We start from the raw sequence: 26,065 nt of genomic DNA, 5'->3' as shown, positions 1-26,065 counted from the left end.
GGCCTAGGTACCCCTAAGGGTTCTGTACTGCATGCGCACCCAGGCGCAGCATCTGGAAGTGGTTGATACGCGCCCGCACTGCAGAGGCGGGTAATGCTGTCTTGATCTTCGGTTTGTTGCTGCCGTCCGTGCGGTGCAGGCGTGGCGTGTGCAGCAATTCGCCATCGGAACCCGCAATGATCGCCACATAGGGATGGTTGTGCTGGGTACTGCGGCGCAGCACCACGGCGGTCTCGTCGCTGTCCATGCGCACATAGGTTCCGGGCGGGCACAGCCCCACGGAGCGCACCAGGGCGTGGCCAATTTCATCCGTCTTGGCCGATGCATTAGCCATCACCGAGCGGGCCGACTCTGTGGCCGTGCGGCCGGCACGCGACATACGGGGGCTGATCATCGCCGCATAGCGGTCCACCACCTTCAGTATGCGGGTCAGGCGCGTCAGGGGTGGGGCCTGGCGCAGATCGGCCTTGTCGATGGCGTCGTCGTGGTGGCTAGACACGATGGCTAGCCATTGCGCATCGCTGATGCCCAAATTGCCCAGCATCTGTGTGCTCTTGGCGGCATGGGCGCGAATGGCCTCTTGCTGCTCAGGCGTAGGCTTCTCGGCTTGTGTGGCCAGCGCGTCTTGCAGCGTGGTCATGCCAATATTCATCGTCAGCGCCGCGTGCACCAGGCTGTCGCGCTCGGGCTTGGCAATGGCCAGCTCAATGGCAATCAGGTGGCACAGCACCGCGCACACCAGCGAGTGGGACGCACTGTAGCCCACCGGCGAATTGCCAGCTAGCTGGAACAGCAAATACAGGCCTACATCAGGATCCTGCTGCATCATGCTCTGCATCCAGCGGTCGTATTGCAGCACGCGGTGGGTGAACTCCTGTGTGCTAGCGGGGCTGCCCAGAATGACGCCCAGGCCCAGCTCCAGGTCGGACCACATGGCCAGCAGATCTTCGTACTCGTTTTCGCTGCGTACGCTCACGGCACGGCCCTAGTAGCGTTTTTCCAGCACCATCTGGTCATTGGTGCGGGTCATCTGGAAGCGGGTCAAGAAGCTGTTGCCTAACAGCACTACGGGCATGGAGCCTTCGGACACCGCGGCCTCCACGTCGTGTATGACTACATCGCCGACCCGCACATTGCTCAGTCGGATCAACCAGCCCCGCACGACGCCATTGGCGGTGCTCATCTGAATGGGTTGGCCGGCGGTGTATGCGACGCCCAGGCGCCGGGCCTCGTTGACACTCATCGCGACCGAAGTGGCCCCCGTATCCACCACCATTTGTGCGGACTTGCCATTGATCTGGCCCAGTGCAAAGAAATGCCCGCCGCTTCCGGCCTGCAGCACAATGCGGTTGCCACCGGCGCCAGTGCCAGCGCCGCTGCCCACACTGGCGGGGGCATCACCCACGCGCAGCGTGTGCTGCTTGCCCCCAATCTCCACCACGGCCTGGTCGCCCTGGGTGGAGACGATCTTCACGCCCTTGTAGCTGTCACCCGCGGCCACGGCCTTGGGCGCGCTGCCATCCACAATGACCAGCGCCTTGCCGCCCAGCATGCCTGACAGTCCCACGGTCTGCGCACCTGCCAGCGTGCTTAAAAGGCAGCCCACAGCAAAGGCAAGCGGGACGGCGGCGTTCATCGATATATCAGTCGCGGAAATTGTTGAAGCTCAGCGGCAGGTCGGCCACCTCTTTGCGGATCAGCGCCATGGCGGCCTGCAGGTCGTCGCGCTTGGCGCCGGTGACGCGCACAGCATCGCCCTGGATGGCGGCCTGCACCTTGAGCTTGCTGTCCTTGATCAGGCGCTGTATCTTTTTAGATACTTCGGATTCGATGCCGTTGCGCACCTTGATGACGACCTTGACCTTGTCGCCACCCATCTTCTGCACATCGCCCTTGTCCAGAAAGCGCACGTCTACTTCTTGCTTGGTCAGCTTGTTGCGCAGTACGTCTTCGATCTGGTCGAGTTGGAATTCGGCGTCGCCGACCAGTGTGATCTCTTTCTCTTTCAGCGTGATGCTGGCCGACGTGCCCTTGAAGTCAAAGCGCGTGGTGATTTCCTTGGAGGTGTTGTCCACCCCGTTCTTGACCTTGGAGAGTTCTGCTTCGCAGACGGTATCAAAAGAAGGCATGTTGGTTCTACGTAATAAAAAGTGGCTGCGCCAGCCTGGCGGTGCCGGGGAGGTGCGCCGGTTCACGGATGCGACAATCCCTGCCATGTTAGTCGAGAAAAACGTCCCGCTCCAGCCCTTTAACACCTTCCATATCGTGGCCAAGGCGCTGGCCCTGGTGCGCATCACCAGCCAGGCCGACGTGCAGGCCGTGCTGGCCGATGCCGAGTGGGCCAGCAGCCCCAAATTCGTCTTGGGCGGGGGCAGCAACATCGTCATCACCGGCGACGTGAAACCCCTGGTGCTGAAGGTCGAGGTCAAAGGCATACGCCTGGTGGGCGAGACTGCCAAAGCCTACATCGTGGAAGCCGGCGGCGGCGAGGTCTGGCACGATTTTGTGGCCTGGACGCTGGCCAACGGCTACCCCGGCCTGGAAAACATGGCCCTGATCCCCGGCACCGTGGGCGCATCCCCCGTGCAAAACGTGGGGGCCTATGGCGTGGAGTTGCAGGACCGGTTTGAATCGCTAGACGCCATGGACCTGCAGACCGGCCAAGTGTTCACGCTGAATGCCGCCCAATGCGCCTTTGGCTACCGCGACTCCATCTTCAAGCACGGTGGCACCATCACCACGGGCGGCCAGCAGACGCTGGGCCTCAAAGACCGTGCGCTGATCTTGCGCGTGCGCTTTGCGCTGCCCAAGGCATGGAAGCCGGTGCTGGGCTATGCCGATATCGAGAAAAAAATGGCCGAGCAGGCGGTGACCGAGCCGACCGCCCAGCAGATATTCGACTGGGTCTGTGCCATCCGCCGCGCCAAGCTGCCCGACCCGGCCGTCATCGGCAATGCCGGCAGCTTCTTCAAAAACCCCCAGGTGTCGCCCGAGCAATGCGCCGACATCATCGCCCGCGAACCCCGGGTCGTGCATTACCACCTGGCGGATGGCTCCATCAAGCTGGCGGCGGGCTGGTTAATCGATTCATGTGGGTGGAAGGGCAAGAGCGTGGGCCAGGCCGGCGTGTATGAAAAGCAGGCCCTGGTGCTGGTGAACCGCGGTGCTGGCGTGGATGGCAATGGCGCCACTGGCGGTGAGGTGATGACACTGGCCAAGGCCATACAGACCAGCGTCTACGAGCGCTTCGGCATCCTGCTGGAGCCGGAGCCGGTGGTCGTGTGATCCAAGGCGCCATCCGCGCGCGCTAGGCGCTTTTTGCGTCAGGCCTTTTTGGTCGTCATGCCATACACCACCAGCAACACGATGGCGCCCACCACGCTGGCCATGAAACCGGCAACATCTCCGACCCGATACCAACCCAGGAATTGACCTGCAAAGTTGGCAAAGTACGAACCGGCAATCCCCAGCACGGCAGTCATGAGCATGCCCATTTTCTGGTCTCCCGGCAGTAGGGCGCGGGCTACCAAACCTACAAAAAACCCGATGATGGCCATCCAGACGTATTGCATGCCGTTGTCTCCATTGCGAGTCTGCCGAAAACCCTTCGACAGTAGCAGCAAGCTTACACGCTCAAAGCGACACCCTGACCCAGCACTGACTTAGAGCACCTTCACGTTGCCCATCCACATGTCCTTGTACATAACCCAGTCGCCCATGAAGCTGTACAGCGGGCGCTTGAAGGACGCCGGCTTGTTCTTCTCAAACCCGAAGTGCCCGATCCAGGCACAGGCATAACCGCAAAACAAACCCAGCAGCAGGTACAGCGGGTTGCCAGTGGCGACCATGAAGCCCACGCACACCAGGCCCAGGGTTGATCCGAGAAAGTGCAGCCTGCGGCAGGCCAGATTGCTGTGCTCGCCCAGGTAGAAGGGGTAGAACTCGGCGAAGGTGGACATTTGCCGGATATCGGCCTGGGGGGCGGCTGGGGTGGATTCCATGGGGCTGTCTCCTCGTTATGCCGCCATTTTGACCCGGTTATGCAATGGTGCAAGGCCTGCGGCCACCCGGCAATGCAGGCAATACACTTTCGGGCACAGATCACAGAGAGGCTCGCGCGTGACCCAGACAACAACGACAACCACGATAGCCGTCCAAGGCACCGAAGTTTTTATCGAAGGCCAGGGAGAGCAGACCATCGTCTGCATCCACGGCTGGCCCGACACCCACCGCCTGTGGGACCGCACCGTGCAGGCCCTGCAAAGGCGCTACCGCTGCGTGCGCTTCACGTTGCCCGGCTTTGAAGGCCCGCCGCCGCCGGGCCAGAAGGCGCTGACGCAGGCCGAGCTGACCGCGCGCCTGCTGGCCATTGTGGATGCCGTGAGCCCCGGGCAGCCTGTAACCCTGCTGCTGCACGACTGGGGCTGCGTGTTCGGCTACGAACTGGCCGCCCGCCACCCCGAGCGCGTGGCGCGCATTGCGTCGGTGGACATTGGCGATGCTCGCTCGCCAAGATTCCTGAAGACCCTGGGCGCCAAGCAGAAGCTGATGATTGTTTTCTACCAATTCTGGCTGGCCAAATGCTGGGTGCTGGGCCGTTTTGTCAGCGCCCACTTTGCCAACTACTGGACCCGCCTGATGGCGCGCCTGCTGCGCAGCCCCACGCCGCAGCACAGCATCCACTGGTACATGAACTACCCCTACGCCATGACCTGGTTGCGCCTGGGTGGCGGCCTGGGTGGCCTGGCTCCGTTCGCGCCGCATTGCCCCATGCTGTACTTGTTTGGCGAACGCAAACCCTACATGTTCCACTCCCAGGCGTGGCTGGATGAACTGAACGCCAAACCCGGCAGCCGCGCCGTGGGGCTGCAGACCGGGCATTGGGTGATGGTGGAGCAGCCGGAGGCGTTTGAGGCGGAGTTGTTGGGGTGGTTGACCGCGATCTAGTTGAACCCGGCAGTTTGCTAAGACCAAGACAGCGCGGATGGCAGTTGGCAACCAGCCTGTTACTGGTCAAGCAACTGTTGGATCCTATCCCGCACGGGAATCAGCGCTGGATGGTTTCTAGCGACAGCCCGGGCAAGAAGTCTTTGTGCAACAACTGCATCTAGCCCGGTGCGTCTACTTAGAGTATGAGCGGCATCATGGTGATCAAGCTGGACTCGCATGGCTTCTACATGCGCGGCCGCAGCTGCCTCAGTGCAATCCAACTCTCTACTTAGAGGCCTTAGATAATCCTGACGCTGAAGCTCTTGCAACACCCATCGCTCTGGCGGAAGACCATCCCCCGGTAAAATAAGCCATGCGGGTGCGAGATCATTGCGCTCACCGCGCTCACTACGCACCCATCCTTCAATCATTGCTTCCGTGCAGTCACCGTCGAAAGCACTGATAGCACACAGTGGATTGTCTGACCGCAAATGAGAGATTGCTTGTCTGGCGAGCGTCGTGTTGCTACCTATATCCCGAAATTGCACACGCGCCCGATCGGCACCTGACAGTGCCTCATTAATCAGCGTAGTAGCGAACTGGTCCTCCGTGTAGACCACCAACTCAGGCTGCACATCACCGGACATTTCGTGGACCGCAAAGCGTGTCGAAACATTCGTAAGTGCCTCATGCCCTACTCCACTCTTTCGCAACAATACCCTCGCTTGTCGAGGAAGACTATCGAGAACGACTGCTGAATGAGTTGTGCAAATAATCTGTATACGTTTCTGCAGACACTGCAGAAGCAAAACCTTAACAAGTCGTTCCTGGGCTTCAGGGTGCAGACCCAACTCAATCTCTTCGATGATGAGCAGTCCCCCTGTAGGCAAGCCTTGCACTCTCGATAGTAGGGCGATCACGGCAGCTTCACCGCTCCCCATATCAAAAGCACTGTAGGTACCACCTGCACGACAGCTATGAAGGCCTAAGCCGCGAACGAACCGTGTCTCTGCTTCTTCGTATGTTTTTCCAAGAACATATGAGAGCATTCGACGAGAGTCTTCCGATAGCGGCACCTGCCGATATTCATGCTGACGGCCAAAAACATGCCGCATCGCTCCAATTTCACTGGCAGGCAAAACACGAGACATGGGGAGAAAGTCAATCGCCCTAACTGGTTGACGTTGGTGCTCAGGGTGTCGGCCTGCATCTCTTACCTGCTTCCATCTCCCCCCTGTTCGAAAGAGCGAAAACTCAATTTCATTCCCAGCAACCGCTGACACCCAATCTACTCGCACACCCGCAAGAATTGGATCACCCGACCGACGAGGGAAAAAGTCAGCGAATCCATAAGCAGGCTGTACTGATGAACTTGGACGAGACTTTGTGTTGCCCCAATAGACAATCCAGTCCTGTGGCGTCTTTGCAGAAAGCGCAGCGAGAGACAGAACTGTGGACTTTCCTACGCCATTCCTACCGCAAATTGCAGTGAATGGATAGGGAATCGGCACCACAAGTCTCTGTATTCCGCGAAGACCTGCATCGCAATTAATACGAACTTGGCGGAGTAACGGTGATTGGAAATTACGTGGTGGCGCCCGCCAGAATTCTAGTAAGCGCTGTTCATCATTACTGAGTCGTCTTCCCGGCACGATACTCCTCCACTATTTCGTCGATCTCTACGTCTCGTTCATCTGATGGACTCAATGCTATAGGCGCACTCTTCTTTTCAGCTTTCCACTCAGGAGTTCCTGGGCAAAAGACACGAAAATCACATTTTCCGCAATGGTTGCATTTGGGACCGAGGCGAGAGAAGCTCTGTTCTTTGATGCCTTGCTTGATTCCCGCAACGGCCACCCTCACGTCTTCTAACGCAGCCTCTCTATACGGTGCGGAGACATCGACTGAGATTCTCTCACTCACCCCTTGCGCAATCAGTTCGGATGAAATCGGCTTAGGTATCACGAGTTGTGCAGTAGCAGTCGTTGGCTCGTAGGGAAAAGCGTAGCGAACAGCGTTGGCATACAACCGCAGCTGCTGTTCCGCAAGAGCCTTAATATTTTCAAACTGCTCTCGCGTTTTAACTTTGTGCGCTTTGAAATCAACAATTCCCACAGCCTCACGGTGATCATCGTCATGACCAGAATCTACTCGCTCAAGCAAATCCACAACGCCGGCAATGAGCGCGCCGCTTTCTTTGTCAATAAATTCAAACGGCTTCTCGACGGCCCGGGTACGGGGCAAATTAGCGCGGTTCTCGTTGACGTAACGGATCAATGCATCCTTTGCTGCATCTCTGAGCGCCTCCAGCGGGCCACCTTGGGTATACCGAAGATGAAAGCGCGCGTCCACAAGTGACCCAACCTCGCTACCTGACAACACTCTTCCAGATCGAGCTAGCTCATGTATTTCGGCCAAGATGTTATGAAGTTGCTGGCCATATCCGTATTGCTCGCCGACACCAGGCCCAAACCCCATAAGAGATCTAAGTTGATACTCGTACGGACATCGCCTCCAGTAGGTCAAATCAGAGAAGCTGGTTGGGAGCATCTCTGCGTCGTCGGGTGGGCGAGGCTGCCCTTTTGTCCTCACAGTTGGATCGCTGCCGTCTCGGCGAATCACAAAGTGATGAAGATCTTTATAAAAATCGGTAGGCTTTTTTCTCGGTCGATCCAGGGAGGAAACATTCAAAAACTTAGCGCACCTAGTCAGAGCCACATACCATAGGCGTCGCTCACCGTCGTCGCCTCCTGCGTATTCGGAACTACTGAAAATTGATGGAGAAAGAAAGGTGTCTGGTCCTTGATTCCGCCGACTACTTGGGAAATTGGAGCTTGATATGCGCGGTAGGAAAACAACAGGCCATTCGAGTCCTTTGGCTGCATGCACTGTCATGATTTGGACAGAATTCAGCCGCGCAACCTCATCAATACCTCCTTCATCGGCGTTACTCGCAGCCCAGTTTCCAAGAAACAAACAAAGTCCTTTGAGATTTGCCGGCGTGACCCATTGATGCACAGCCTCAAATTGAGTAATGAGCTTACTCAATGCTCCTAAGTTAAACAGAACATCTATTGACCATGTTCCGCTCTGGCTCCCCAATTCAAAAAGCATTTCTTGAAATATGTCTTGAGGATAGATACGTTTAGACAATCGCCCCCGCATTGCTGGTGCCAAACTTCGGCGATCAAGCTCCTCCAGTTTGCTGTCGATCCAAGCAATGAATTTTCCCTCGGAGGCAGATGGCATCTGACCACTCTTAAGCCTATCAATTGCAGCCCGAATGAACTCTCGCGTATCCACCGTCCCCAAGACTTGGGTTTGGCCCTCTTCATCCGGCATTGCAAAATCGGCCCGCGCGAGAAGGCAAAAACCAGCCTGTATTAGCCTGACTTCATCGTTATTGAACAATCCCCGAGTGCCCGTCACAACAACCGGAATTCCTCTTTCACGTAGTACTCTCGCAAAGACAGTTCCCGCCGATTTCACACTCCTCAGTAGGATAGACATATCCGCGTAATCGAGAGGGCGATGTGAGCCGTCCTTCTGTTCAAAGAGCACCCCTCTGAGCGCCTCAATTCGGTCAGCCACCCACGTCGCTTCGTCCTCCTCGGAACCAAATTTCTGAACCTGGATGTCACCCGGCTCAGCCATTCGCTCTACAAACCCCTCAGATAACGAGTCATGCCTCCTCGCCACCATCTCCTTTTCCAAACGCACCGAGACCTGGCGTATAGCTGCATCAGCCAATTCAACAATCGCCGCAGTGCATCGGAAGTTATCTTTCAAGACAACGCGCTCGACATTTGGGTAACGCGTCTCAAAAGACAGAATATTTTTTACGCTTGCACCGCGAAAACCGTATAACGCCTGATCATCATCTCCAACGGCAGTAACACTTACTTTACGCCCACCATCAGTAAGTAGATGGATAAGCTGCTCTTGTCGATCATCGACGTCCTGGTATTCATCAACAACTAGATGCGTGAGACGAGACCGCAGCTCATGGAGTTTTTCTGGATTCGAATTGAGCAACGAAATAAGCTCACTAATTATTCGATCAAAATCGAAGAAGTAATTTGGAGAGCCATGGGCGATCCCTTCATATCGCCTTATTGCATTAGCCAATTTGACTTCCTTGACTTCCTCAGGCTGAAGTCCCTTTTGATGCATTACGCTCAATGTTGTCGTGAACTTGCGTACTGTTTCCCAATACGTTCCCGTCCTCGTCAGCGTTCGTAATTGATCAAGGCCAATGCCCTTACCGGAATCCTCAAAGTGAATGAAGTTTGCAGAAATAAGTGCGGCTTGGCGCACTTCATCCATCACCTCCCAAGTGCGATACTTGGGATCCTGCTCTTTTAAGACACGGAGACAGAAAGAGTGAATGGTCCCCACATACATATCGCCGAGCGAGGGTTCATTTGGAACAAACAGCTCAAGATGCCGCCTAATTCTCGCCTTCAATTCGTTAGCGGCGTGCTCAGTAAAGGTGAAGGCAATAATTGAACTCTTTGCGGTTCCATCTCGCACCTTTTGTGCAATTCGCTGAGAGATGGTCTCTGTTTTTCCACTACCTGCACAAGCAACAATTAGAAGATTTCCTTCAGAATGGCTTATTGCCTGCTGCTGTGCAAGTGTGAGTTTTATCATCCGCGCGTTCCCCGAATACCACGCCGCAGTGTAGGTGCCAGTGCTTTAATTAGTTGCACCGGCACAGCATTTCCAATTTGCGTCTGTATATCGGAAATTGATCCTGCAAAAACATATCTCGGAGGAAATGTTTGCAGTAGCGCTGCTTCGCGAAGAGTGATGGCCCGATTGGCTACTGGATGAGCAAAACGCCCTCGAGTGACATCTGTGCATCCTGTTGTAAGAGTCGGAGCAACATCGTCCCACCACATTCGACCATAGACATCCGAGTATTTTGTACTTTGGATGTCTTCATGGCATGCGAGCACTAAATCTTTTGGTAGTGCATTACGACTTCCGCCATCTGAAGGCACAGCGGCCAGTCTTCGTAGCGCAATTTCTTGGTGATTTCTTGCCGCATGCAACGGGTCGCTCGGGTCGCGCTCCCCAGTCGCTAGTTGCCGCAAATGACCAATCGCTTGTCGTACTGTAAATCGAGAGCCTTCTGGCGTCGTTGCTCTTGGCAATTCCGGCGGTAGACACCGTCTAGTGGCAAGCATGATGCAACGAACTCTTCGTTGGGGTACGCCAAAATCTGCTGCATCAACGCTTTGCGGAGCATTGAGCTCATACTCATCCCCTAATGAATTGCGAAGCTTTCTAAGGAGCGGGCTGTGCTGCTTTGACGCCAAACCAGGGACATTTTCGAAGAAGATAAGACTTGGCTTAAGTGCACGCGCAAACTTGCCAGCCTGAAGAATGAGAGTGCTTCTCTTGTCGCCTTTACGTTTCTTATTTTGACGACTAAACGGTTGGCAAGGCGCACAAACTACGAGTAAGTCCAGCTGTTTTCGGCCTAGCTGTTGCTGAATTTCAATGGGATCGACACACGTGATATCGCGCTCTATTAAATGAGTTCGTGGATGATTGAGTCGATAAGTCTCACACGCCACCGGATCATTGTCGATTGCAGAGACAACTTGAAAATTATGCTGTTTCAAAGCGGCAGTAACTGCGCCCGAACCACAAAACAAATCAACGGCAGTCAACCAATTGCCCGAAGCCTTAGGCACCTTTCCCCCCCCTGCAGTCGGTATGTAGTTCTTGAAAGCGCGCACAACCTGCGGCAAGCCGAGCTACCAAGATTTTTATCCAAACTTCGCTGTTCATTCTAAAGACCTCATATGCCAAAATCAACGCGATGATGTTGATACACCACATTTGAGCCGTCCTCGTATGGTTGACCAACCGCTATGCGCCACATCTGCGTGAATCTGGACTCCTTTGGGCAACCGCTACTCATAAGCGCGTGAAGCAAAAAGCCCGCAAAAGCGGGCCTTTTAACTGCAGGAGTGTTGAATCAACTTACTTTCCGAGCTTCAGGAAATCATCCCCCTTACCCAACTCCAACAACCCCGCGTTGGAATATACCTGCAGTTTGGCCCGTGTATCCGTAATGTCCAGATTGCGCATAGTCAGCTGCCCAATCCGATCCAACGGCGAGAACGGCGCGTCTTCCACCTTCTCCATGCTCAAGCGCTCAGGCGCATAGGTCAGGTTAGGCGACTCGGTGTTCAACAACGAGTAGTCATTGCCACGACGCAGTTCCACCGTCACGGTACCGGTAATGGCACTGGCGATCCAGCGCTGCGCGGTTTCACGCAACATGATGGCTTGGCTGTCGAACCAGCGGCCCTGGTACAGCAGACGCCCCAGCTTGCGGCCGTTGTCGCGGTATTGCTCGATGGTGTCTTCGTTGTGGATGCCGGTGACCAGGCGCTCATACGCGATGAACAGCAGGGCCAGGCCGGGGGCTTCGTAGATGCCGCGGCTCTTGGCTTCGATGATGCGGTTCTCGATCTGGTCGCTCATGCCCAGGCCGTGGCGGCCGCCGATTTCGTTGGCTTTCAGGATCAGGCTGACCAGGTCGGGGTATTGCACGCCGTTCAGCGCCACGGGGCGGCCTTCTTCAAAGGTGACGCTCACTTCTTCAGCCTTGACCACGCAGTCGTCTTTCCAGAAGGGCACGCCCATGATGGGGTTCACGATCTTCATGCCGCTGTTCAAGAACTCCAGGTCCTTGGCTTCGTGGGTGGCGCCCAGCATGTTGCTGTCGGTGCTGTAGGCTTTTTCGGCGCTCATCTTGTAGCCAAAGCCGTTGGCGGTGATGAAGGCGCTCATCTCGCTGCGGCCGCCCAGTTCGTCGATGAAGGCCTGGTCCAGCCAGGGCTTGTAGATCTTCAGCGCGGGGTTGGTCAGCAGGCCGTAGCGGTAGAAGCGCTCGATGTCGTTGCCCTTGAAGGTGCTGCCGTCGCCCCAGATGTTGACGTCGTCCTGCTTCATGGCGCTGACCAGCATGGTGCCGGTCACGGCGCGGCCCAGCGGCGTGGTGTTGAAGTAGGTCTGGCCAGCGGTGGTGATATGGAAGGCGCCGCTTTGCAGCGCGGCAATGCCTTCAGCGGCCAGCTGCGGGCGGCAGTCCACCAGGCGGGCTTTGATGGCGCCGTATTCCATGGCCTTCTTGGGGATCTCGTCGTAGTCGGCCTCGTCGGGCTGGCCCAGGTTGGCGGTGTAGGCGTAGGGCAGGGCGCCCTTTTGCTTCATCCACAACAGTGCGGCGCTGGTGTCCAGGCCGCCGGAGAATGCGATGCCGACCTTTTGGCCGACGGGGATGTTTTGCAGGATGGTGTTTGACATATTTGGCCTCTAGCCCTCGTAGGATAAGGGTGAGCAGCTATTAAAAGAGTAGCGTTTGAAAATGGGGCGGGGTGGCGATCTATCAACCACCAATCAGCCAAAGTGGCAGATGTAGTGGTAGGCGTCAAAGCCCTCGGTCACGCGGATCTGGAATTTGGCGTTGCCGGGCACGCTGAATTTTTCGCCCTCGGCCGACTTCACCCACACGTCGCTGCCGTCCAGTTTGTAGTCGCAGCTACCGGCCACGCATTCCATGACCTCGGGCGCGCCGGTGTTGAAGGTGAGGGTAGCGGGCAGGATCACGCCCACCGATTTCTTGCTGCCGTCGGGGTAGGTGATGCTGTGGCTCACGCACTTGCCGTCGAAGTACACATTGGCCTTGGTGGAGACGGTGATGCCGGGAATCTGGGTGGTGATCGTCATGGTTGCAGCGGTCCAGAGATAAGAAGGGGGGGGGAAGGGAGTGTGGGGTCAGCCCACGATTTTAGGCGATGGGCCGGTGCTGTCGTCGCCGTGACAAATAAGCCCGGCCTTCGCCCGCAGAATGCCAATACACACCTGTATGCGGCCCACCGCAGCAAGCCTACCCCCACAAGAAAGAGGAGCCCCATGACCCTATCCGCCACCACCCTGGCCAAAGCCGCCACCACCGTCTGCGCCGCACTACTGGCCGCGCACGCTGTGCAGGCTGCGCCACCCACCGACCCCAGCCAGCTCAAACAACCCCGCCCCGGCTTTGTGGAGGGGTACTTGCCCCTGGGCACCTGGGTCGACAGCCTGGCCCTGCTACCCCCGCCACCTGCGGCCGGTTCGCCTGCACAGGCGGCCGACGATGCGGTGTTCCAGCTCTCCCGCACGCTCAAGGACAGTCCGCGTTGGCAATTGGCCGAGAAGGATTCGGTGCTGAGCTTTCCGCAGGCGCCGCGCGCTTTCCAGTGCGCGCTGGGCGTCACCATCAGTGCCGAGGCCACGCCCCACCTGGCCATGCTGATGCGGCGCACGCTGGCCGACGCCGGCCTGGCCACCTACAAGGCCAAAGACTTTTACAAGCGCCAGCGACCCTTCATGGCAAATAACGAGGCCATCTGCACCCCCAAAGACGAAGAGGCGCTGCGCAAAGACCCGTCCTACCCATCGGGCCACTCCGCACTGGGCTGGGCCTGGGGCCTGGTGCTGACGGAGGTGGCCCCAGAGCGCGGCAACGCCATCATGCAGCGCGCCACCGCCTTTGGCCAGAGCCGTGCGTTGTGTGGTGTGCATTGGCAAAGCGATGTGGACGCGGGCCGCTTGGTGGCCTCTGCCGTGGTGGCGCAGCTGCATGGCAACGCGGTCTTTACCGAGCAATTGGCTTTGGCGCGGGGCGAGGTGGAAGCCGCACGCAAGGCGGCCACCGGTGCTGCGCCGGCGGAAGAGTGCGCGCTGGAGACCCAGGCGCTGGCGAAGTAGCCAGCTCTGCCGCCTTCTTCAGCCCAGACGTGCCGCGAAGGCCTCGGGCTTGAAGCCCACGGTGACTTTGCCGTCCGCCCACGCCACCACGGGCCGTTTGACAACGCTGGGCGCGCCCAGCACCACCGCGCGTGCGCTGGCGGCGTCCACCACGGATGCCTTGGTGGCTTCTTCCAGACCACGCCAGGCCGTGCCCTTGCGGTTGACCACGGTTTCCCAGCCTATGGTGGCGAGCCAGTTGTCGAGCTGGGCTTCAGGTACGCCCTGTTTCTTGAAATCGTGGAACGTGTAGTCCACGCCATGGTCCGTCAGCCAGGTGCGGGCTTTTTTGACGGTGTCGCAGTTGGGGATGCCGTAGAGGGTGATCATGGGGTTGGATTTTGCCACCCGATCTAGGCAGTGGGCGACAATCGGCAGCGATATGGAAACCCCCAACACCCTCCAAGACTGGCTGGCCCACTGCGAGCGCCTGCACCCCACCGCCATCGACATGGGCCTGGGCCGCGTGCGCGCCGTGGCCCAGCGCATGAATATCCGCTTCGACTGCCCGGTGATCACCGTGGCCGGCACCAACGGCAAAGGCTCCACCTGCGCCATGCTGGAAGCCATCTTGGGCCAGGCCGGCTACCGCACTGGCGTCTTTACGTCGCCCCACCTGGTGCATTTTGAAGAGCGCCTGCGCTTGCTGGGTGAATCTGTGGATGCTACAAACTTGGTAGCGGGATTCGCAGCAGTGGAGAGGGCTAGAGCCCAGAATGGCGAAACCATCTCCCTCAGCTACTTCGAGTTTTCGATGCTGGCCATCTTCGAGGTCATGATGCGCAGCAATCTCGATGCGGTCATTTTGGAAGTGGGCCTGGGTGGGCGGCTGGATTCGACCAACATCATCGACGCCGACTGCGCCGTCATCACCAGCATCGACCTGGACCATATGGAAATCTTGGGGCCGGACCGCGAAAGCATTGGCCGCGAAAAGGCCGGCATCATGCGCACGGGCCGCCCGGTCATCGTCAGCGACCCGGTGCCACCGCAAAGCATAGTGGACCATGCGCGCGAAATCGGCGCCGACCTGTGGCGCCTGGGGGTGGACTTCAATTTCTCCGGCGACAAGCAGCAATGGGGCTGGGCCGGAAGGGGGCGCCGATACGCAGGCCTGGCCTACCCGGCACTGCGCGGTGCCAACCAGTTGCTCAATGCCTCCGGCGTGCTGGCCGCGCTGACCGCGCTGCGCGAGCGCCTGCCCATCACGGCCCAGGCCGTGCGCAATGGCCTGGCCTTTGTAGAGCTGCCGGGCCGCTTCCAGATCGTGCCCGGCCAGCCGGTGCTGGTGCTGGATGTGGCACACAACCCCCACTCGGTGGCCGCGCTGGTAGCCAATCTGGATGCCATGGGCTACTACCCCACCACCCATGCCGTGTTCGGCGCCATGGCCGACAAAGACCTCGCCAGCATGCTGGCCAAGCTCAATCCGCTGATGGACCGCTGGTATTTCACCGATCTGCCGCTGCCGCGCGCGGCCAAGGGCGTTGATCTGATGGCGCAGTGGCAGGCCCAAAATACCCGCAAAGACGCCCAGGCCACCGCCTTTGCAGACCCTATGGGGGCATTGCAGGCGGCCATCGCCGCGGCGGACCCCGCTGATAGAATCGTGGTCTTTGGATCGTTCCACACCGTGGGCGGCGTGCTCGCAAACGGCGTGCCCCGGCTGCAGGCCAAACACCTGAATTCCTGAGAATCCCGCATCCATGGCTTTTTTCAAATTCCGCAAGGGTGGTGACGAGCATGCCGCCACCCCCGCTCCCGCAGCTGCCACCGAAAGCGTAGAGGCCATGCGCACGCGCGCACGCCACCGCCTGATCGGCGCGTCGGTGCTGGTGCTGGTAGGGGTCATCGGCTTCCCGCTGCTGTTTGATAGCCAGCCGCGGCCCATCTCGGTCGACATCCCCATCGAAATTCCAGACAAGAACACCGTCAAGCCGCTGGGCGCTGCGCCACAGGCCAAGCCCAGTAGCAGCGATGTCATCGTCGAGCCTGACGCGGGTAAAGAGCATGTCACTGCAGCCTCTACGCCGGCACCTGTAGCGCCCCCACCACCCGCACCACGCCCTGCGGCGGTTGCGCCGGCCGTTGTGGCGCCTGCGGCATCCCGTACTGCCACAGGCACGGTGTCGGCCCCGGCGGCTTCGGTGCCTGCCAAGCCGGTGACCAAACCAGCTGAAAAGCCCGTTGAAAAGCCGGTAGAGAAACCGGCCGCCAAACCAGAACCCAAGCCCGAAGCCAAACCGGCCGAGAAGCCAGCCGACAAACCCCCGGCGCGTTCAGATGACGGCGCCAAGGCCCAGGCCTTGTTGGAAGGCAAAGACGTGCAAAAGCCTGCCGCCTCGGCCGCCGCATCCAGCCGCTATGTCGTGCAGATCGGCGCCTTCTCCGATGGCGTGAAGGCCCACGAGGCCCGCGTCAAACTGGAAAAAGCTGGCATGAAGACCTATACCCAAGTCGTGAACCCCCAAGAGGGCAAGCGCATCCGCGTGCGCGTGGGGCCGTTTGGGTCCAAGGCTGAGGCCGACAAGGTTGCTGACAAGATTCGCAAGCTGGACCTGTCTGCCTCCGTGCTTGAGCTGTAAGCCAAAGCGAGCGAACACAAGCGGTGTCGGTCAGCAGCATGCCCACGTTGGATTGGATTTTTTTGGCGGTGCTGGTGATCTCCATGCTGGTGGGTGCATGGCGCGGATTGGTGTATGAGATTTTGTCGGTGGCCAACTGGATTGCCGCCTTTGTATTGGCCCAATGGTTTGGGCCTGATGCGGCGCACTGGTTGCCGATCAAGGGCGGGACCGAGGTGGTGCGCCTGGCGGCCGGGTTTGTGCTGGTGTTCATTGCGGCGCTGTTTGCCGGGGGCATGCTGGCCTTTCTGGTGCGCAAGCTGGTGGCGGCCGTGGGCCTGCGCCCGGTGGACCGGGTCATGGGCGCCGTGTTTGGCATTGTGCGGGGTGTGGTGGTGTTGCTGGCGGCTACGGTCATCGTCGGCATGACATCGATGCACCACAGCCTGTGGTGGACGGAGTCTACCGGCGCGCAGATTGCCACGGTGGCCTTGCAGGGTTTGCGGCCGGTGCTGCCCGAAGCGTTTGAAAAGTATTTACCTTCTTCTTAAGTGAGAAACACACTATGTGCGGAATCGTTGGCGTAGTCAGCCATGCCCCGGTCAATCAACTGATCTACGACGCCCTGTTGCTGCTGCAGCACCGCGGCCAAGATGCGGCGGGCATCGTCACGCAGCAAGAGCGCAAGTTCTTCATGCACAAGGCCAAGGGCATGGTGCGCGATGTGTTCCGCACGCGCAATATGCGTTCGCTGCCCGGCAACTGCGGCCTGGGCCAGGTGCGCTACCCCACGGCGGGCAATGCCTATAGCGAAGAAGAGGCGCAACCCTTCTACGTGAATGCGCCCTTCGGCATTGTGCTGGTGCACAACGGCAATTTGACGAACGCCCATGCGCTGAAGAGCGAGCTGTTCCTCACCGACCACCGCCACATCAACACCGAGAGCGACTCCGAGGTCTTGCTGAACGTGCTGGCGCACGAGATCGAAAAGACCACGCGCGGCCTGCCACTGCAACCGCTGGACATCTTCGCCGCCGTGCGCAATGTGCACAAGCGCGTCAAGGGCTCGTATGCCGTCATCGCACTGATTGCCGGCCATGGCGTGCTGGCCTTCCGCGACCCGTTTGGCATTCGCCCACTATGCATTGGCAAGGGCGCCGACGGCACCATGGTGGCCAGCGAATCGGTCACCTTGGAGGGCACGGGCTTCCAGTTCGAGCGCAATGTGGACCCGGGCGAAGCTGTCTTCATCGCGCTGGACGGCACGGTGCATGCGCAGCAGTGCGCGGACAGCCCGCAGCTCAACCCCTGCATTTTTGAGTTTGTGTATTTGGCCCGCCCCGACTCGGTGATGGACAACATCTCGGTTTACCAGGCGCGCATGAACCTGGGCGAGTCGTTGGCCAAACGCGTGATCTCCACCGTGCCGCCGAATGAGATCGATGTGGTCATCCCCATCCCCGAATCCAGCCGCCCCAGCGCCGCGCAGCTGGCCCAGTTGCTGGGTCTGCCGTACCGCGAAGGTTTTGTGAAGAACCGGTATGTCGGCCGCACTTTCATCATGCCGGGCCAGGGCGTTCGCAAAAAATCGGTGCGCCAGAAGCTCAATGCCATTGCCAGCGAATTCAAGGGCCGCAATGTACTGCTGGTGGATGACTCCATCGTGCGCGGTACCACGTCCAAGGAGATCGTGCAGATGGCCCGCGACGCCGGCGCCCGCAAGGTCTACCTGGCCAGCGCCGCGCCACCCGTGCGCTTTCCCAATGTCTACGGCATCGACATGCCCACCAGCAGCGAGCTGGTAGCCCACGGTCGCAGCGTGGAAGAGATTCGCCAATTGATTGGCTGCGACGCGCTGATCTACCAGGACGTGGATGGCATGAAGAAGGCCATTGGCGCACTCAACACCAAGATCAAGGGCTTTGATGCGTCCTGCTTTGATGGCGTGTATGTCACTGGTGACATCACGTCCGACGACATCAGCCGTCTGAACGAAAAGCGCGTGGGTGGTGACGAAGGGCAAGAGGACACGTCCCGCCTGGCCCTGCCCAACCACGCTGACTGATTGGTAGGGCACTGCACCATGACTGACAGAACCCAATTGCCCCCAGGGCTGCACCCGGCCACGCTCGCGGTTCGCGAAGCGGCGGCTCGCAGTGCCTATGGCGAAAACTCCGAGGCCCTGTTTCTCACCAGCGGCTATGTCCAACCCACGGCCGCCGCATCGGCCGCGCGCTTTGCGGGTGAGGAAGACGGCTACACCTATGGCCGCAGTGGCAACCCCACCGTCACCAGCTTCGAGCGCCGCCTGGCCGCCATGGAGGGCGCCGAGGCCTGCATGGCCACATCCACCGGCATGGCCGCCATCATGCTGATGTGCTTCAGCCTGCTGAAGTCGGGCGACCACGTGGTGTTCTCGCAGTCCATGTTTGGCTCCACCATCAAGCTCATCGGCAGCGAGTTCGCACGCTTTGGCGTGGAGTCCACCATGGTGCCCCAGGCCGATCTGGCCGCGTGGAAGGCCGCCGTGCGCCCCAACACGCGCCTACTGTTTGCCGAGACACCGACCAACCCGCTGATCGAGCTGTGCGATATCGCCGCGCTGGCCGACATTGCCCACAATGCTGGCGCGCTATTGGCCGTGGACAACTGCTTTGCCACGCCTGTGCTGCAGCAGCCGCTGCGCCTGGGTGCCGACATCGTCATGCACTCCGGCACCAAGTACCTGGACGGCCAGGGTCGCGTGATGGCCGGCGCCCTGTGTGCCAGTGAAGCCATGGTGCGCGAGAAGTTTCTGCCGGTGCAAAAGAACTCCGGCATGGTGCTGTCGCCATTCAATGCCTGGGTCGTACTCAAAGGCCTGGAAACACTGGAGCTGCGCATGAAGGCGCAGAGCGCGCAGACCCTGCAGTTGGCAGAGTGGCTGGCCTCTCATCCTGGCGTCGCCAAGGTGTACTACCCTGGCCTCGCCAGCCATCCCCAGCATGAACTGGGCATGCGGCAGATGGCCGGCCTGGGCGGCGCGGTGTTGTCGTTTGACGTGCGGGCATCCTCGCCCGAGCAGGCGCGCGTGCGTGCTTTCCATGTGCTGGACTCCATGCAGGTGCTGTCGCTGTGCACCAATCTGGGCGACACCAAGACCCTGTGCACCCACCCCGCTAGCACCTCGCACGGCAAGCTGGCCGAAGCACAACGCCAATTGGCCGGCATCGGCCAGGGCCTGATCCGCGTGGCCGTGGGCCTAGAACATATTGAAGACATCAAGGCCGACCTCGCGCGTGGCCTGGACACCCTGTAATGACATCACGAAAAATCCGCACCCGCATCGCCCCGTCGCCCACCGGTTTTCTGCACCTGGGCACGGCCCGCACGGCCTTGTATTCCTGGGCCTATGCCCGCCACTTCGGTGGTGAATTTGTGCTGCGTATTGAAGACACCGATGTGGCCCGCTCCACACAGGATTCGGTGGACCAGATTCTGGCGTCCATGCGCTGGCTGGGCCTGGAGTACGACGAGGGCCCTATCTACCAGATGCAGCGCCTGGACCGCTACAAGGCCGTCATTGCGCAATTGATTGCCGAAGGCAAGGCCTACTATTGCTACAGCACACCGGAAGAGCTGGACGCCGTGCGCGAAGCCAAGAAGGCACGTGGCGAAAAGCCTCTGTACGATGGCCGCTGGCGCCCCGCGCCAGGCAAGACGCTGCCTCCCATTCCCGCTGGCGTGCCGCCGGTGGTGCGCTTCTGCAATCCGCCCGATGGCGACGTGACCTGGAACGATCTGGTCAAAGGCCCCATCACCATCAGCAACCGCGAGATCGACGACCTCATCATCGCCCGCACGGACGGCGTGCCCACCTACAACTTTGCCGTGGTCGTGGACGACTGGGACATGGAAATCAGCCACGTCTTCCGTGGCGACGAGCACATCAACAACACGCCGTGGCAGATCAATATCTTCAATGCACTGGGCGCGCCGCTGCCACAGTTTGGTCATTGCCCGGTGATCCTGGGTGACGACGGGCAAAAGCTGTCCAAGCGCCGTGGCGCCGTCAGCGTGACGGCGTACGAGGAGGGCGGTTATCTGCCCGAAGCCATGTTGAACTATTTGGCCCGCCTGGGCTGGAGCCATGGCGATGAAGAATTGTTCAGCAGCGAGCAACTGGTGGCCTGGTTTGACGGCACGCACCTCAGCAAGAGCCCCGCGCAGTGGGACCCGGCCAAGCTGCTGTGGGTCAATGCGCAGTACATCAAGCAGGCGGATAACGCGCGCTTGGCTACGCTGGTTGCTGCACGCTTGGCACGGCAAGACATCGCATTGGACGCCACCACGGTCGAAACCCATTTGCCCCAGGTGTGTGCCTTGCTCAAGGACCGTTGCGACACCACAGTAGCGCTGACCACCTGGGCAGCCAAGTTCTACAGCGACATTACGCCGGATGCTGCCGAGCTGACCCAGCACGTGACAGACGCCGTGCGACCTGCCGTGGCATTGCTGGCTGAGAAGCTGGCCGCATGCGCGTGGGACAAGGCTGCCATCGCGGCTGTCATCAAGGAAGTGCTCGCAGCCCACGGTTTGAAGATGCCGCAATTGGCCATGCCAGTGCGCGTCTTGGTCATGGGCACGGCCCAGACACCGTCCCTGGATTCGGTGCTGGAAATGTGCGGAAGAGAAAAAGTTATCACCAGACTTGCCAAGGCCTGAAAAACTTGTATATAATTTGAGGCTCGGAAGTTGAGAATGCTTTAAAAAGCTTTCTCAGGAAACTACAGAGAAATCTGTAGCGATTAGGGGGTATAGCTCAGCTGGGAGAGCGCTTGCATGGCATGCAAGAGGTCAGCGGTTCGATCCCGCTTACCTCCACCAAAACTTTTGAGAACGGATTAGTCCAAGGATACTGACCCCATCGTCTAGAGGCCTAGGACATCACCCTTTCACGGTGAGTACCGGGGTTCGAATCCCCGTGGGGTCGCCAAGATTCATCGCAAGATGATCGAAGCGCAAGTTGGTAACAGCCAGTCCGAAAGGGCAGGCGACTTGGCTCGAAAGAGCGAATGGTTACCACTACCGGGAGCGGTAGTTCAGTTGGTTAGAATACCGGCCTGTCACGCCGGGGGTCGCGGGTTCGAGTCCCGTCCGCTCCGCCAAATTGGAAAAGCCACCAGTCGCAAGATTGGTGGCTTTTTTCTTGTCTGCGCCTTTATGTCTCCCATGGGATTTGCCTGAACAGAGTCATCAACTTCTCAGCGCGGGCGGCATTGAACTGCTTTACCCATGCAATGCGACCCAGTAAGTGCCCACGAAAGTCGCTCAACTGTTCTTGGTTTTGTGAGGCAGGCCCTTTGAGCACACACTGGTGCAGGCAGGCTTTGAGTTTGTCGTAGTCACGCCGTGGCGTGTTGGCATGCGCATTGACCACCACGCCGGTGATCCGCTGCTGTCGGTGTTGTGCCAAGCATTGGGTCTTGCCCGGATGCAGTGCAAAGCCCTCCGCGTTGGCGATCGCGGTCACCCAAGCCTGCAGTGCACGGAACTGTGATCGCAGTGCTTCGGGCCCGGAGAACACCAAATCATCTGCATAGCGTGTGTAGGTGGCACCAAAGGCCCATGCCAGCCCATCCAGCCGCAGGTCCAGCCCGAAGGCGCAGAGATTCGCCAAGGTTGGGGATGTGGGTGCTCCTTGGGGTAGGTGTGCAGCACGTAAGCGTTTGGCGCCCAGCCAGTCCAAACCACCGCCATCTTCGCGTAGGCGTTCAACGATCATCCGTGCGGAACGGTGGGTGCAAAGGTTCGCTAAGCACCCTGCCACGCCAGCCGGATAGCCCAGAGTGCGCCATACCGCCGCCACCTGTGCGGCACGGATGCTGCCAAAGAAATCCTGCACATCAAACTTGATGACAACGGCCTGCCCCGCGTGCGCGGCTGCATGTGTGGCGACCGAGCGTTGGTGGACAAAACCATGCGCTGCTTCATGAACAGGAACATGCTGTAGCAAACCGGTGTGGATGGCGCGTTGCACACGCTTGAGGTCTGCCTTGGGAATCTCCAGCAAGCGCAGGCCGCCGGTGCGCTTGGGTTGCAGTTTGTATCGATAGTGGTCCACGCCCAAGGGGGCCTCGGGGCTCAGCCACAGCAGCCGGTCCAACGGCATATCCAACCACAGGGCCAAGTCCTTGACGGTGGGCAGATCGGGTAGCGTGCAGGTGTCCAGGCCCAGTGGGCGAGGGCGCATCCTTGACGGGCGTAGGATCAGGCGGCGGATGTGGGGCGTTTCGTCACTGGCAAAGGAGAGCCCTGCCTCGGATGGCTGGTCATCGCCCCCAGAGTGTTCCAGATGCTCGCCATCCTCATCGCTTTGCGAGCCATCGCCGGGTGCATTCGCAAGCCGCGTTTGTGGTGGCTCCAGAATGTGCTGCGTCAGCGCATCGATATCTGTCAATTGCCAACGCAGCGGTGACCATTTGGCCAGGGGTGCGATCACCGATGCAAGCCAAACCGGGTCTTCCCCCAGAGTGGCGACCGCACGGGCTTGCAGTGCGGCGAAGCGGGTGCCACCGGGCTTGTCAGCATCCGCTAAAAAAGCCCGTGCCAGGCTGCGTGCAATCCAGGTTCGATAGGGAATGTCGCGCATGGCCCTTACAAGAAAGAATAGGTGGCAACCAGCGCGTCAACCAGCAGGTCCCGCGTGCGCTGTCTGCGCACTATGCGCATGGGGCGCACGCACCGAGATGCCTCAGCAAACAACAACCGTGGGGGTGCCCCACAGTGCAAGTCAGGGTAATGAATCACCCAAGGCTTGCGACACTTGGCGCGCTGGCGCCGAGGTCATTCTACGGTTCAGATCGCTTCGGCTTCGAGGATCGGGGCCTCCGGTAGTGCATGGAGTTGTGCAATGATGGCTTCGTCCTTTTTCAGCGCATAGGCGGCAGGAATGACCAGTGTGGTTGCTGTCACCATGTGTGCTGTAGGCAAATCGCGCAGCCGTATTTTTTCTATCCGCGTTGTCTCTAGTGGACTGGTGGCTGCTTCGTACAAGATTACGGTATGGTCCAACGGGTAGTCCCGCGCAAGCTTGTCCACCAGTATTTGTACACGTGCCGTGGTGGTTTCAAAGCGCTTGAGGCTGAGTTCGCCTGCCAAGGCCGGCTGCCACAGTACCAACATGGCCGTCGGATCAATCTTGCGTTCATAGATCATGAACTGGGTGGTCTCCATGGACTGCATGCCGGTGCGGCCCGGGTCCAGTCCCAGATCGGCGACCAGGCAATCTTCGGCCGAAATACCGGGCAGCATCTCAGCGCTAAAGCCCTCGGCGCGCGCGTCTGAGATTGCTATGTGTGAGATGCAGGCGAAGATGCCAGGATGGCCGTAAAAGGCCGCGCACACTGTTTTGCCGGCACGCACCTGCTCCAGAATGGTGTCGGCCATGCGCCGATAAGTGTCGCGGCGGCTTTTACCTTCCACATCGCAATCGTCGTAATGGTCCAGCACGCAGATGAAGTCCTTTGCAATGCCTTGTATCCACTTGCGCGTAAAGACATTGGGCACAGCTGACACAACAACGTCTGCTGTTTCAATGTAGCTTTGCGCCAGCGGCGTTATCTGGCCCGCCATGCGCATGCCGGTGCCCACGCAGATCAATTTGCCTTTTTGTGGAGATGGAGTCATTGCTAATACGTCCCTGAATGCTGGTAGACGGTGACGCGGTTGCGCCCTTCGTTTTTGGACAGGTACAAGGCTTTGTCGGCCTGCACCAGTATTTCTTCAAAACTGGCGGTTTGATTAGCGCCGCGCGCGGCGATGCCAAAACTGGCTGTGATTTGAAAGTCGGAACCGCTGGGCCGGGTGTCAATCGCGGCAATGGCGACCCGACAGCGCTCCGCAAGGGCACGCGCTTCTTCGTCACTGAAATCTGGCAGACACAGCGCAAATTCTTCGCCACCCAACCGTCCCAATAAATCTACTTTTTGCAGCTGGGCTTTGACGGTGGTGCAAACGGTCTTCAGCACCCAGTCGCCCACCGCGTGGCCATAGGTGTCATTGATTTTTTTGAACAAATCCATATCAAACAAGACCAGACTGACACCGCGCCTCGTGTTCTTGAATGCCTGGTGCGCACTGGTTGTAAAGTGTGCCCTGTTGCTGACCTGAGTGAGTCCGTCCACCTGGGCGGATGCACGAAAGAGGTTCTTCAGTCGCAATGTATTGAAGAGCCAGGCACCGAGTATGGCCAGCACCACCAAGCCCAGCGTAAGCAGCAAAATCAAATTCTGGTACTTGTTTTGCTGCAGGGCTTTTTCTGTATTTAAGTTTGTATTCTTTTGCTCCAGCAAGGCCAATTGATTGGCCTTGTCTTGGGCGTCAAACTTGACGCGCTGGTACGCCAAGTTCTTGTGCAATTGGTCGTCCAAAATCTTGTTTTTAAAAGCCAGATTGATGTCGTAATAGCCAATGGCTGCGGCCAACTGGCCTTGGGCACGCTTAATGGCGGCCATCGTTTCACTGGTCTTCTCCTGCAATATGAGAACGCGGCCCGATTGGGCCCTTTGGTAGGCTAGAAGGCCATAGTGTTCGGCGCGCTCGATGCTTCCTGTCTTAAGGTGGGCGCGTGCTACAGCCTCTTCCAGTTGTGTAACGTAGTCGGATTCATAGTTCAGTACCGCAAATTCCCGTAGCAGCGGCATGCTGGTGGCAATTCCTCGGGAGTAGCTGCCGGAATCGATCAAATCAATTGCGGCGAGGGTTTTAACGATGAGCGTTAGGAGCTCATTCTTATTTGCATCGCAAGCCAAGATGGCTTCAGGCACCAGCGGACGAGCCAGCGTGCTAGCTGCGCGCATGTAGTTTGTTTCTACCTTGTTGGCCAAACCCACACAGGCTGCTTGTGAGCCGGCGGTATCCCCCCTTAGTGCATAGATGCGCTCTGCCAATTCAAGTGCTTCGTCGTACGCACGCAACGAACTCAACAAGTTGAGCGCACCTTGCAAAACAGCAATCTTTTGAGAGATTTTCTCAATTGACGGCAGCAAGAGGATGGACTCATTCATTGCTTGCAACGCAAGCTCGTATCTGCCTAAAGCAGTGTATCCATCAATCAGTTCGTAGAGAAAACGCGCACGCCGAGCAGGCGTCTTGACCTGACCAACGAATGATTCCACCAATGCAATGCGTTCTACGTGTTTCCCTCTGTCACCTAGAGAGTGGGCATAAGCCAACTGATATCTTTCGTTCTGCTCGGGCGTGAACGTTGATTGCAGCGCCTTGATTTTTTCCAATAGGGCATCTTTGTCACGCTGTGAAGAGCCATATGTTCTGGCAAGCTCGGAATACAGGGCATCAAACCCACTTTGTTCCTCAGCTGCTGCACCAACCAAGTACAGCAGTCCAACGACAAAACAGATAAATGCCCTGACGATATGACTGCGTACCATCAGCGTCGCGATGTGTTCGCCCGGCAAGGACTAGTATGTCTCGTCGATATTGGTTATGTTGATTTTTGGCAAGTCTGCTGCATCGATACCAGCCAAAGTGGCAATAGCTGCCTTGTCCCCCGACATCAGAGTCTGCTGCTCGACAGCGCTCAAACCAAACTGCGTCATGGCGGCTGCAGGGTCGGCATTGTGTGCTGCTACTGCAGTGGCGTTGGAATCGAGGTGGTTCAGGTAGTCAAGTAGTTTGGACATTGCAGAGGCCTTGAATGAATGGGAAAGGGTTGCCGGGGATCAGCAACCTGCTTCTGATTCTATAGCCCATGTAAC

At 58.7% G+C, this 26,065-nt stretch carries 24 protein-coding genes and 3 tRNA genes; 12 read left to right on the top strand and 15 right to left on the bottom strand.

Annotation, left to right across the window (positions count from 1 at the left end; all coding sequences use genetic code 11):
* Positions 1-13 precede the first annotated feature (13 nt).
* From AC07OO_RS02275 to AC07OO_RS02265, 3 genes are read right to left on the bottom strand one after another with little or no spacing between them, the layout of a single operon-like run.
* On the bottom strand, positions 14-976 hold the full coding sequence (locus AC07OO_RS02275) for an HD-GYP domain-containing protein (protein WP_495080430.1): 963 nt from the start codon (positions 974-976) through the stop codon (positions 14-16).
* A 9-nt stretch (positions 977-985) separates the two neighbouring features.
* Positions 986-1,636 (bottom strand): retropepsin-like aspartic protease family protein, encoded by a 651-nt coding sequence (locus tag AC07OO_RS02270; protein WP_495080429.1) that lies wholly within the window; start codon positions 1,634-1,636, stop codon positions 986-988.
* 7 nt (positions 1,637-1,643) lie between these two features.
* Positions 1,644-2,129: a YajQ family cyclic di-GMP-binding protein gene (locus AC07OO_RS02265; protein ID WP_495080428.1), complete on the bottom strand. Its 486-nt coding sequence runs from the start codon at positions 2,127-2,129 to the stop codon at positions 1,644-1,646.
* A gap of 85 nt (positions 2,130-2,214) precedes the next feature.
* Between AC07OO_RS02265 and murB the strand changes: the two genes are divergently transcribed.
* Positions 2,215-3,285 carry a UDP-N-acetylmuramate dehydrogenase gene (gene murB / locus AC07OO_RS02260; RefSeq protein WP_495080427.1) on the top strand — a complete coding sequence of 357 codons (1,071 nt, stop codon included), beginning with the start codon at positions 2,215-2,217 and terminating at the stop codon, positions 3,283-3,285.
* Positions 3,286-3,323: 38 nt separating this feature from the next.
* Here murB and AC07OO_RS02255 read toward each other — a convergent pair whose 3' ends face one another.
* Positions 3,324-3,572, bottom strand: a complete 249-nt coding sequence (locus AC07OO_RS02255) for a GlsB/YeaQ/YmgE family stress response membrane protein (protein WP_495080426.1) — start codon at positions 3,570-3,572, stop codon at positions 3,324-3,326.
* Positions 3,573-3,662: 90 nt separating this feature from the next.
* Positions 3,663-4,001 carry an Mpo1-like protein gene (locus AC07OO_RS02250; RefSeq protein ID WP_495080425.1) on the bottom strand — a complete coding sequence of 113 codons (339 nt, stop codon included), beginning with the start codon at positions 3,999-4,001 and terminating at the stop codon, positions 3,663-3,665.
* A 118-nt stretch (positions 4,002-4,119) separates the two neighbouring features.
* Between AC07OO_RS02250 and AC07OO_RS02245 the strand changes: the two genes are divergently transcribed.
* On the top strand, positions 4,120-4,947 hold the full coding sequence (locus AC07OO_RS02245; RefSeq protein ID WP_495080424.1) for an alpha/beta fold hydrolase: 828 nt from the start codon (positions 4,120-4,122) through the stop codon (positions 4,945-4,947).
* Between the two features lie 59 nt (positions 4,948-5,006).
* Here AC07OO_RS02245 and AC07OO_RS02240 read toward each other — a convergent pair whose 3' ends face one another.
* From AC07OO_RS02240 to ppnP, 5 genes are all read right to left on the bottom strand, one after another.
* Positions 5,007-6,080: an ATP-binding protein gene (locus AC07OO_RS02240; RefSeq protein WP_495080423.1), complete on the bottom strand. Its 1,074-nt coding sequence runs from the start codon at positions 6,078-6,080 to the stop codon at positions 5,007-5,009.
* Between the two features lie 478 nt (positions 6,081-6,558).
* Positions 6,559-9,582, bottom strand: coding sequence for an ATP-dependent helicase (locus AC07OO_RS02235; RefSeq protein ID WP_495080422.1), 3,024 nt, complete (start codon positions 9,580-9,582; stop codon positions 6,559-6,561).
* Positions 9,579-10,634 carry a DNA cytosine methyltransferase gene (locus AC07OO_RS02230; protein WP_495081759.1) on the bottom strand — a complete coding sequence of 352 codons (1,056 nt, stop codon included), beginning with the start codon at positions 10,632-10,634 and terminating at the stop codon, positions 9,579-9,581. The genes AC07OO_RS02235 and AC07OO_RS02230 overlap by 4 nt, the downstream gene beginning before the upstream one ends.
* A 292-nt stretch (positions 10,635-10,926) precedes the next feature.
* Positions 10,927-12,258, bottom strand: a complete 1,332-nt coding sequence (gene argG, locus AC07OO_RS02225) for an argininosuccinate synthase (RefSeq protein ID WP_495080421.1) — start codon at positions 12,256-12,258, stop codon at positions 10,927-10,929.
* 93 nt (positions 12,259-12,351) lie between these two features.
* Positions 12,352-12,681: a pyrimidine/purine nucleoside phosphorylase gene (gene ppnP / locus AC07OO_RS02220; RefSeq protein ID WP_495080420.1), complete on the bottom strand. Its 330-nt coding sequence runs from the start codon at positions 12,679-12,681 to the stop codon at positions 12,352-12,354.
* 186 nt (positions 12,682-12,867) lie between these two features.
* Here ppnP and AC07OO_RS02215 point away from each other — a divergent pair, with 186 nt between their 5' ends.
* A complete protein-coding gene (locus AC07OO_RS02215; protein WP_495080419.1) occupies positions 12,868-13,704 on the top strand; it encodes an acid phosphatase in 837 nt (278 codons plus the stop codon).
* 18 nt (positions 13,705-13,722) lie between these two features.
* On the opposite strand, the gene AC07OO_RS02210 is transcribed toward AC07OO_RS02215, so the two are convergent.
* A complete protein-coding gene (locus AC07OO_RS02210; RefSeq protein WP_495080418.1) occupies positions 13,723-14,073 on the bottom strand; it encodes an ArsC family reductase in 351 nt (116 codons plus the stop codon).
* Between the two features lie 52 nt (positions 14,074-14,125).
* On the opposite strand from AC07OO_RS02210, the gene folC reads away from it, so the two are divergent.
* The 9 genes from folC (at position 14,126) to AC07OO_RS02165 (ending at position 21,454) form a co-directional block, all read left to right on the top strand.
* Positions 14,126-15,436 (top strand): bifunctional tetrahydrofolate synthase/dihydrofolate synthase, encoded by a 1,311-nt coding sequence (folC, locus tag AC07OO_RS02205; RefSeq protein ID WP_495080417.1) that lies wholly within the window; start codon positions 14,126-14,128, stop codon positions 15,434-15,436.
* Positions 15,437-15,449: 13 nt separating this feature from the next.
* On the top strand, positions 15,450-16,328 hold the full coding sequence (locus AC07OO_RS02200) for an SPOR domain-containing protein (protein ID WP_495080416.1): 879 nt from the start codon (positions 15,450-15,452) through the stop codon (positions 16,326-16,328).
* A gap of 38 nt (positions 16,329-16,366) precedes the next feature.
* Positions 16,367-16,858 carry a CvpA family protein gene (locus tag AC07OO_RS02195; protein ID WP_495080415.1) on the top strand — a complete coding sequence of 164 codons (492 nt, stop codon included), beginning with the start codon at positions 16,367-16,369 and terminating at the stop codon, positions 16,856-16,858.
* Between the two features lie 14 nt (positions 16,859-16,872).
* A complete protein-coding gene (gene purF / locus AC07OO_RS02190) occupies positions 16,873-18,372 on the top strand; it encodes an amidophosphoribosyltransferase (RefSeq protein ID WP_495080414.1) in 1,500 nt (499 codons plus the stop codon).
* Positions 18,373-18,390: 18 nt separating this feature from the next.
* Positions 18,391-19,605 (top strand): O-succinylhomoserine sulfhydrylase, encoded by a 1,215-nt coding sequence (locus AC07OO_RS02185; RefSeq protein WP_495080413.1) that lies wholly within the window; start codon positions 18,391-18,393, stop codon positions 19,603-19,605.
* Positions 19,605-21,011: a glutamate--tRNA ligase gene (gltX, locus tag AC07OO_RS02180; protein WP_495080412.1), complete on the top strand. Its 1,407-nt coding sequence runs from the start codon at positions 19,605-19,607 to the stop codon at positions 21,009-21,011. The genes AC07OO_RS02185 and gltX overlap by 1 nt, the downstream gene beginning before the upstream one ends.
* 86 nt (positions 21,012-21,097) lie before the next feature.
* Positions 21,098-21,173: transfer RNA gene (locus tag AC07OO_RS02175), tRNA-Ala, on the top strand.
* Between the two features lie 33 nt (positions 21,174-21,206).
* Positions 21,207-21,282, top strand: a tRNA-Glu gene (locus AC07OO_RS02170).
* Between the two features lie 95 nt (positions 21,283-21,377).
* A tRNA-Asp gene (locus AC07OO_RS02165) sits at positions 21,378-21,454 on the top strand.
* A 53-nt stretch (positions 21,455-21,507) separates the two neighbouring features.
* On the opposite strand, the gene AC07OO_RS02160 is transcribed toward AC07OO_RS02165, so the two are convergent.
* The 4 genes from AC07OO_RS02160 to AC07OO_RS02145 form a co-directional block, all read right to left on the bottom strand.
* The gene (locus AC07OO_RS02160) at positions 21,508-22,938 is read right to left on the bottom strand and encodes a reverse transcriptase family protein (protein ID WP_495080411.1); all 1,431 of its coding nucleotides are present in this window, start codon (positions 22,936-22,938) and stop codon (positions 21,508-21,510) included.
* A gap of 206 nt (positions 22,939-23,144) precedes the next feature.
* Positions 23,145-23,975, bottom strand: a complete 831-nt coding sequence (locus tag AC07OO_RS02155; RefSeq protein ID WP_495080410.1) for an SAM-dependent methyltransferase — start codon at positions 23,973-23,975, stop codon at positions 23,145-23,147.
* 2 nt (positions 23,976-23,977) lie between these two features.
* Positions 23,978-25,765 carry a GGDEF domain-containing protein gene (locus tag AC07OO_RS02150; RefSeq protein ID WP_495080409.1) on the bottom strand — a complete coding sequence of 596 codons (1,788 nt, stop codon included), beginning with the start codon at positions 25,763-25,765 and terminating at the stop codon, positions 23,978-23,980.
* A gap of 3 nt (positions 25,766-25,768) precedes the next feature.
* The gene (locus tag AC07OO_RS02145; RefSeq protein WP_495080408.1) at positions 25,769-25,990 is read right to left on the bottom strand and encodes a hypothetical protein; all 222 of its coding nucleotides are present in this window, start codon (positions 25,988-25,990) and stop codon (positions 25,769-25,771) included.
* Between the last annotated feature and the right edge of the window lie 75 nt (positions 25,991-26,065).

It is taken from the genome of Rhodoferax sp. GW821-FHT07G04 (assembly GCF_059418585.1).
The sequence above is the reverse complement of the archived record's forward strand: the minus strand, read 5'-3'. Positions and strand labels throughout refer to the sequence as shown.

Coding starts and splice junctions, on each gene's coding strand:
- AC07OO_RS02265 (WP_495080428.1), bottom strand. CDS start 2,129: ATGCCTTCTTTTGATACCGTCTGCGAAGCAGAACTCTCCAAGGTCAAG.
- folC (WP_495080417.1), top strand. CDS start 14,126: ATGGAAACCCCCAACACCCTCCAAGACTGGCTGGCCCACTGCGAGCGC.
- AC07OO_RS02155 (WP_495080410.1), bottom strand. CDS start 23,975: ATGACTCCATCTCCACAAAAAGGCAAATTGATCTGCGTGGGCACCGGC.
- AC07OO_RS02240 (WP_495080423.1), bottom strand. CDS start 6,080: ATGTCTCGTGTTTTGCCTGCCAGTGAAATTGGAGCGATGCGGCATGTT.
- AC07OO_RS02185 (WP_495080413.1), top strand. CDS start 18,391: ATGACTGACAGAACCCAATTGCCCCCAGGGCTGCACCCGGCCACGCTC.
- AC07OO_RS02235 (WP_495080422.1), bottom strand. CDS start 9,582: ATGATAAAACTCACACTTGCACAGCAGCAGGCAATAAGCCATTCTGAA.
- AC07OO_RS02255 (WP_495080426.1), bottom strand. CDS start 3,572: ATGCAATACGTCTGGATGGCCATCATCGGGTTTTTTGTAGGTTTGGTA.
- murB (WP_495080427.1), top strand. CDS start 2,215: ATGTTAGTCGAGAAAAACGTCCCGCTCCAGCCCTTTAACACCTTCCAT.
- AC07OO_RS02215 (WP_495080419.1), top strand. CDS start 12,868: ATGACCCTATCCGCCACCACCCTGGCCAAAGCCGCCACCACCGTCTGC.
- AC07OO_RS02160 (WP_495080411.1), bottom strand. CDS start 22,938: ATGCGCGACATTCCCTATCGAACCTGGATTGCACGCAGCCTGGCACGG.
- ppnP (WP_495080420.1), bottom strand. CDS start 12,681: ATGACGATCACCACCCAGATTCCCGGCATCACCGTCTCCACCAAGGCC.
- gltX (WP_495080412.1), top strand. CDS start 19,605: ATGACATCACGAAAAATCCGCACCCGCATCGCCCCGTCGCCCACCGGT.
- argG (WP_495080421.1), bottom strand. CDS start 12,258: ATGTCAAACACCATCCTGCAAAACATCCCCGTCGGCCAAAAGGTCGGC.
- AC07OO_RS02270 (WP_495080429.1), bottom strand. CDS start 1,636: ATGAACGCCGCCGTCCCGCTTGCCTTTGCTGTGGGCTGCCTTTTAAGC.
- AC07OO_RS02200 (WP_495080416.1), top strand. CDS start 15,450: ATGGCTTTTTTCAAATTCCGCAAGGGTGGTGACGAGCATGCCGCCACC.
- purF (WP_495080414.1), top strand. CDS start 16,873: ATGTGCGGAATCGTTGGCGTAGTCAGCCATGCCCCGGTCAATCAACTG.
- AC07OO_RS02195 (WP_495080415.1), top strand. CDS start 16,367: ATGCCCACGTTGGATTGGATTTTTTTGGCGGTGCTGGTGATCTCCATG.
- AC07OO_RS02250 (WP_495080425.1), bottom strand. CDS start 4,001: ATGGAATCCACCCCAGCCGCCCCCCAGGCCGATATCCGGCAAATGTCC.
- AC07OO_RS02210 (WP_495080418.1), bottom strand. CDS start 14,073: ATGATCACCCTCTACGGCATCCCCAACTGCGACACCGTCAAAAAAGCC.
- AC07OO_RS02145 (WP_495080408.1), bottom strand. CDS start 25,990: ATGTCCAAACTACTTGACTACCTGAACCACCTCGATTCCAACGCCACT.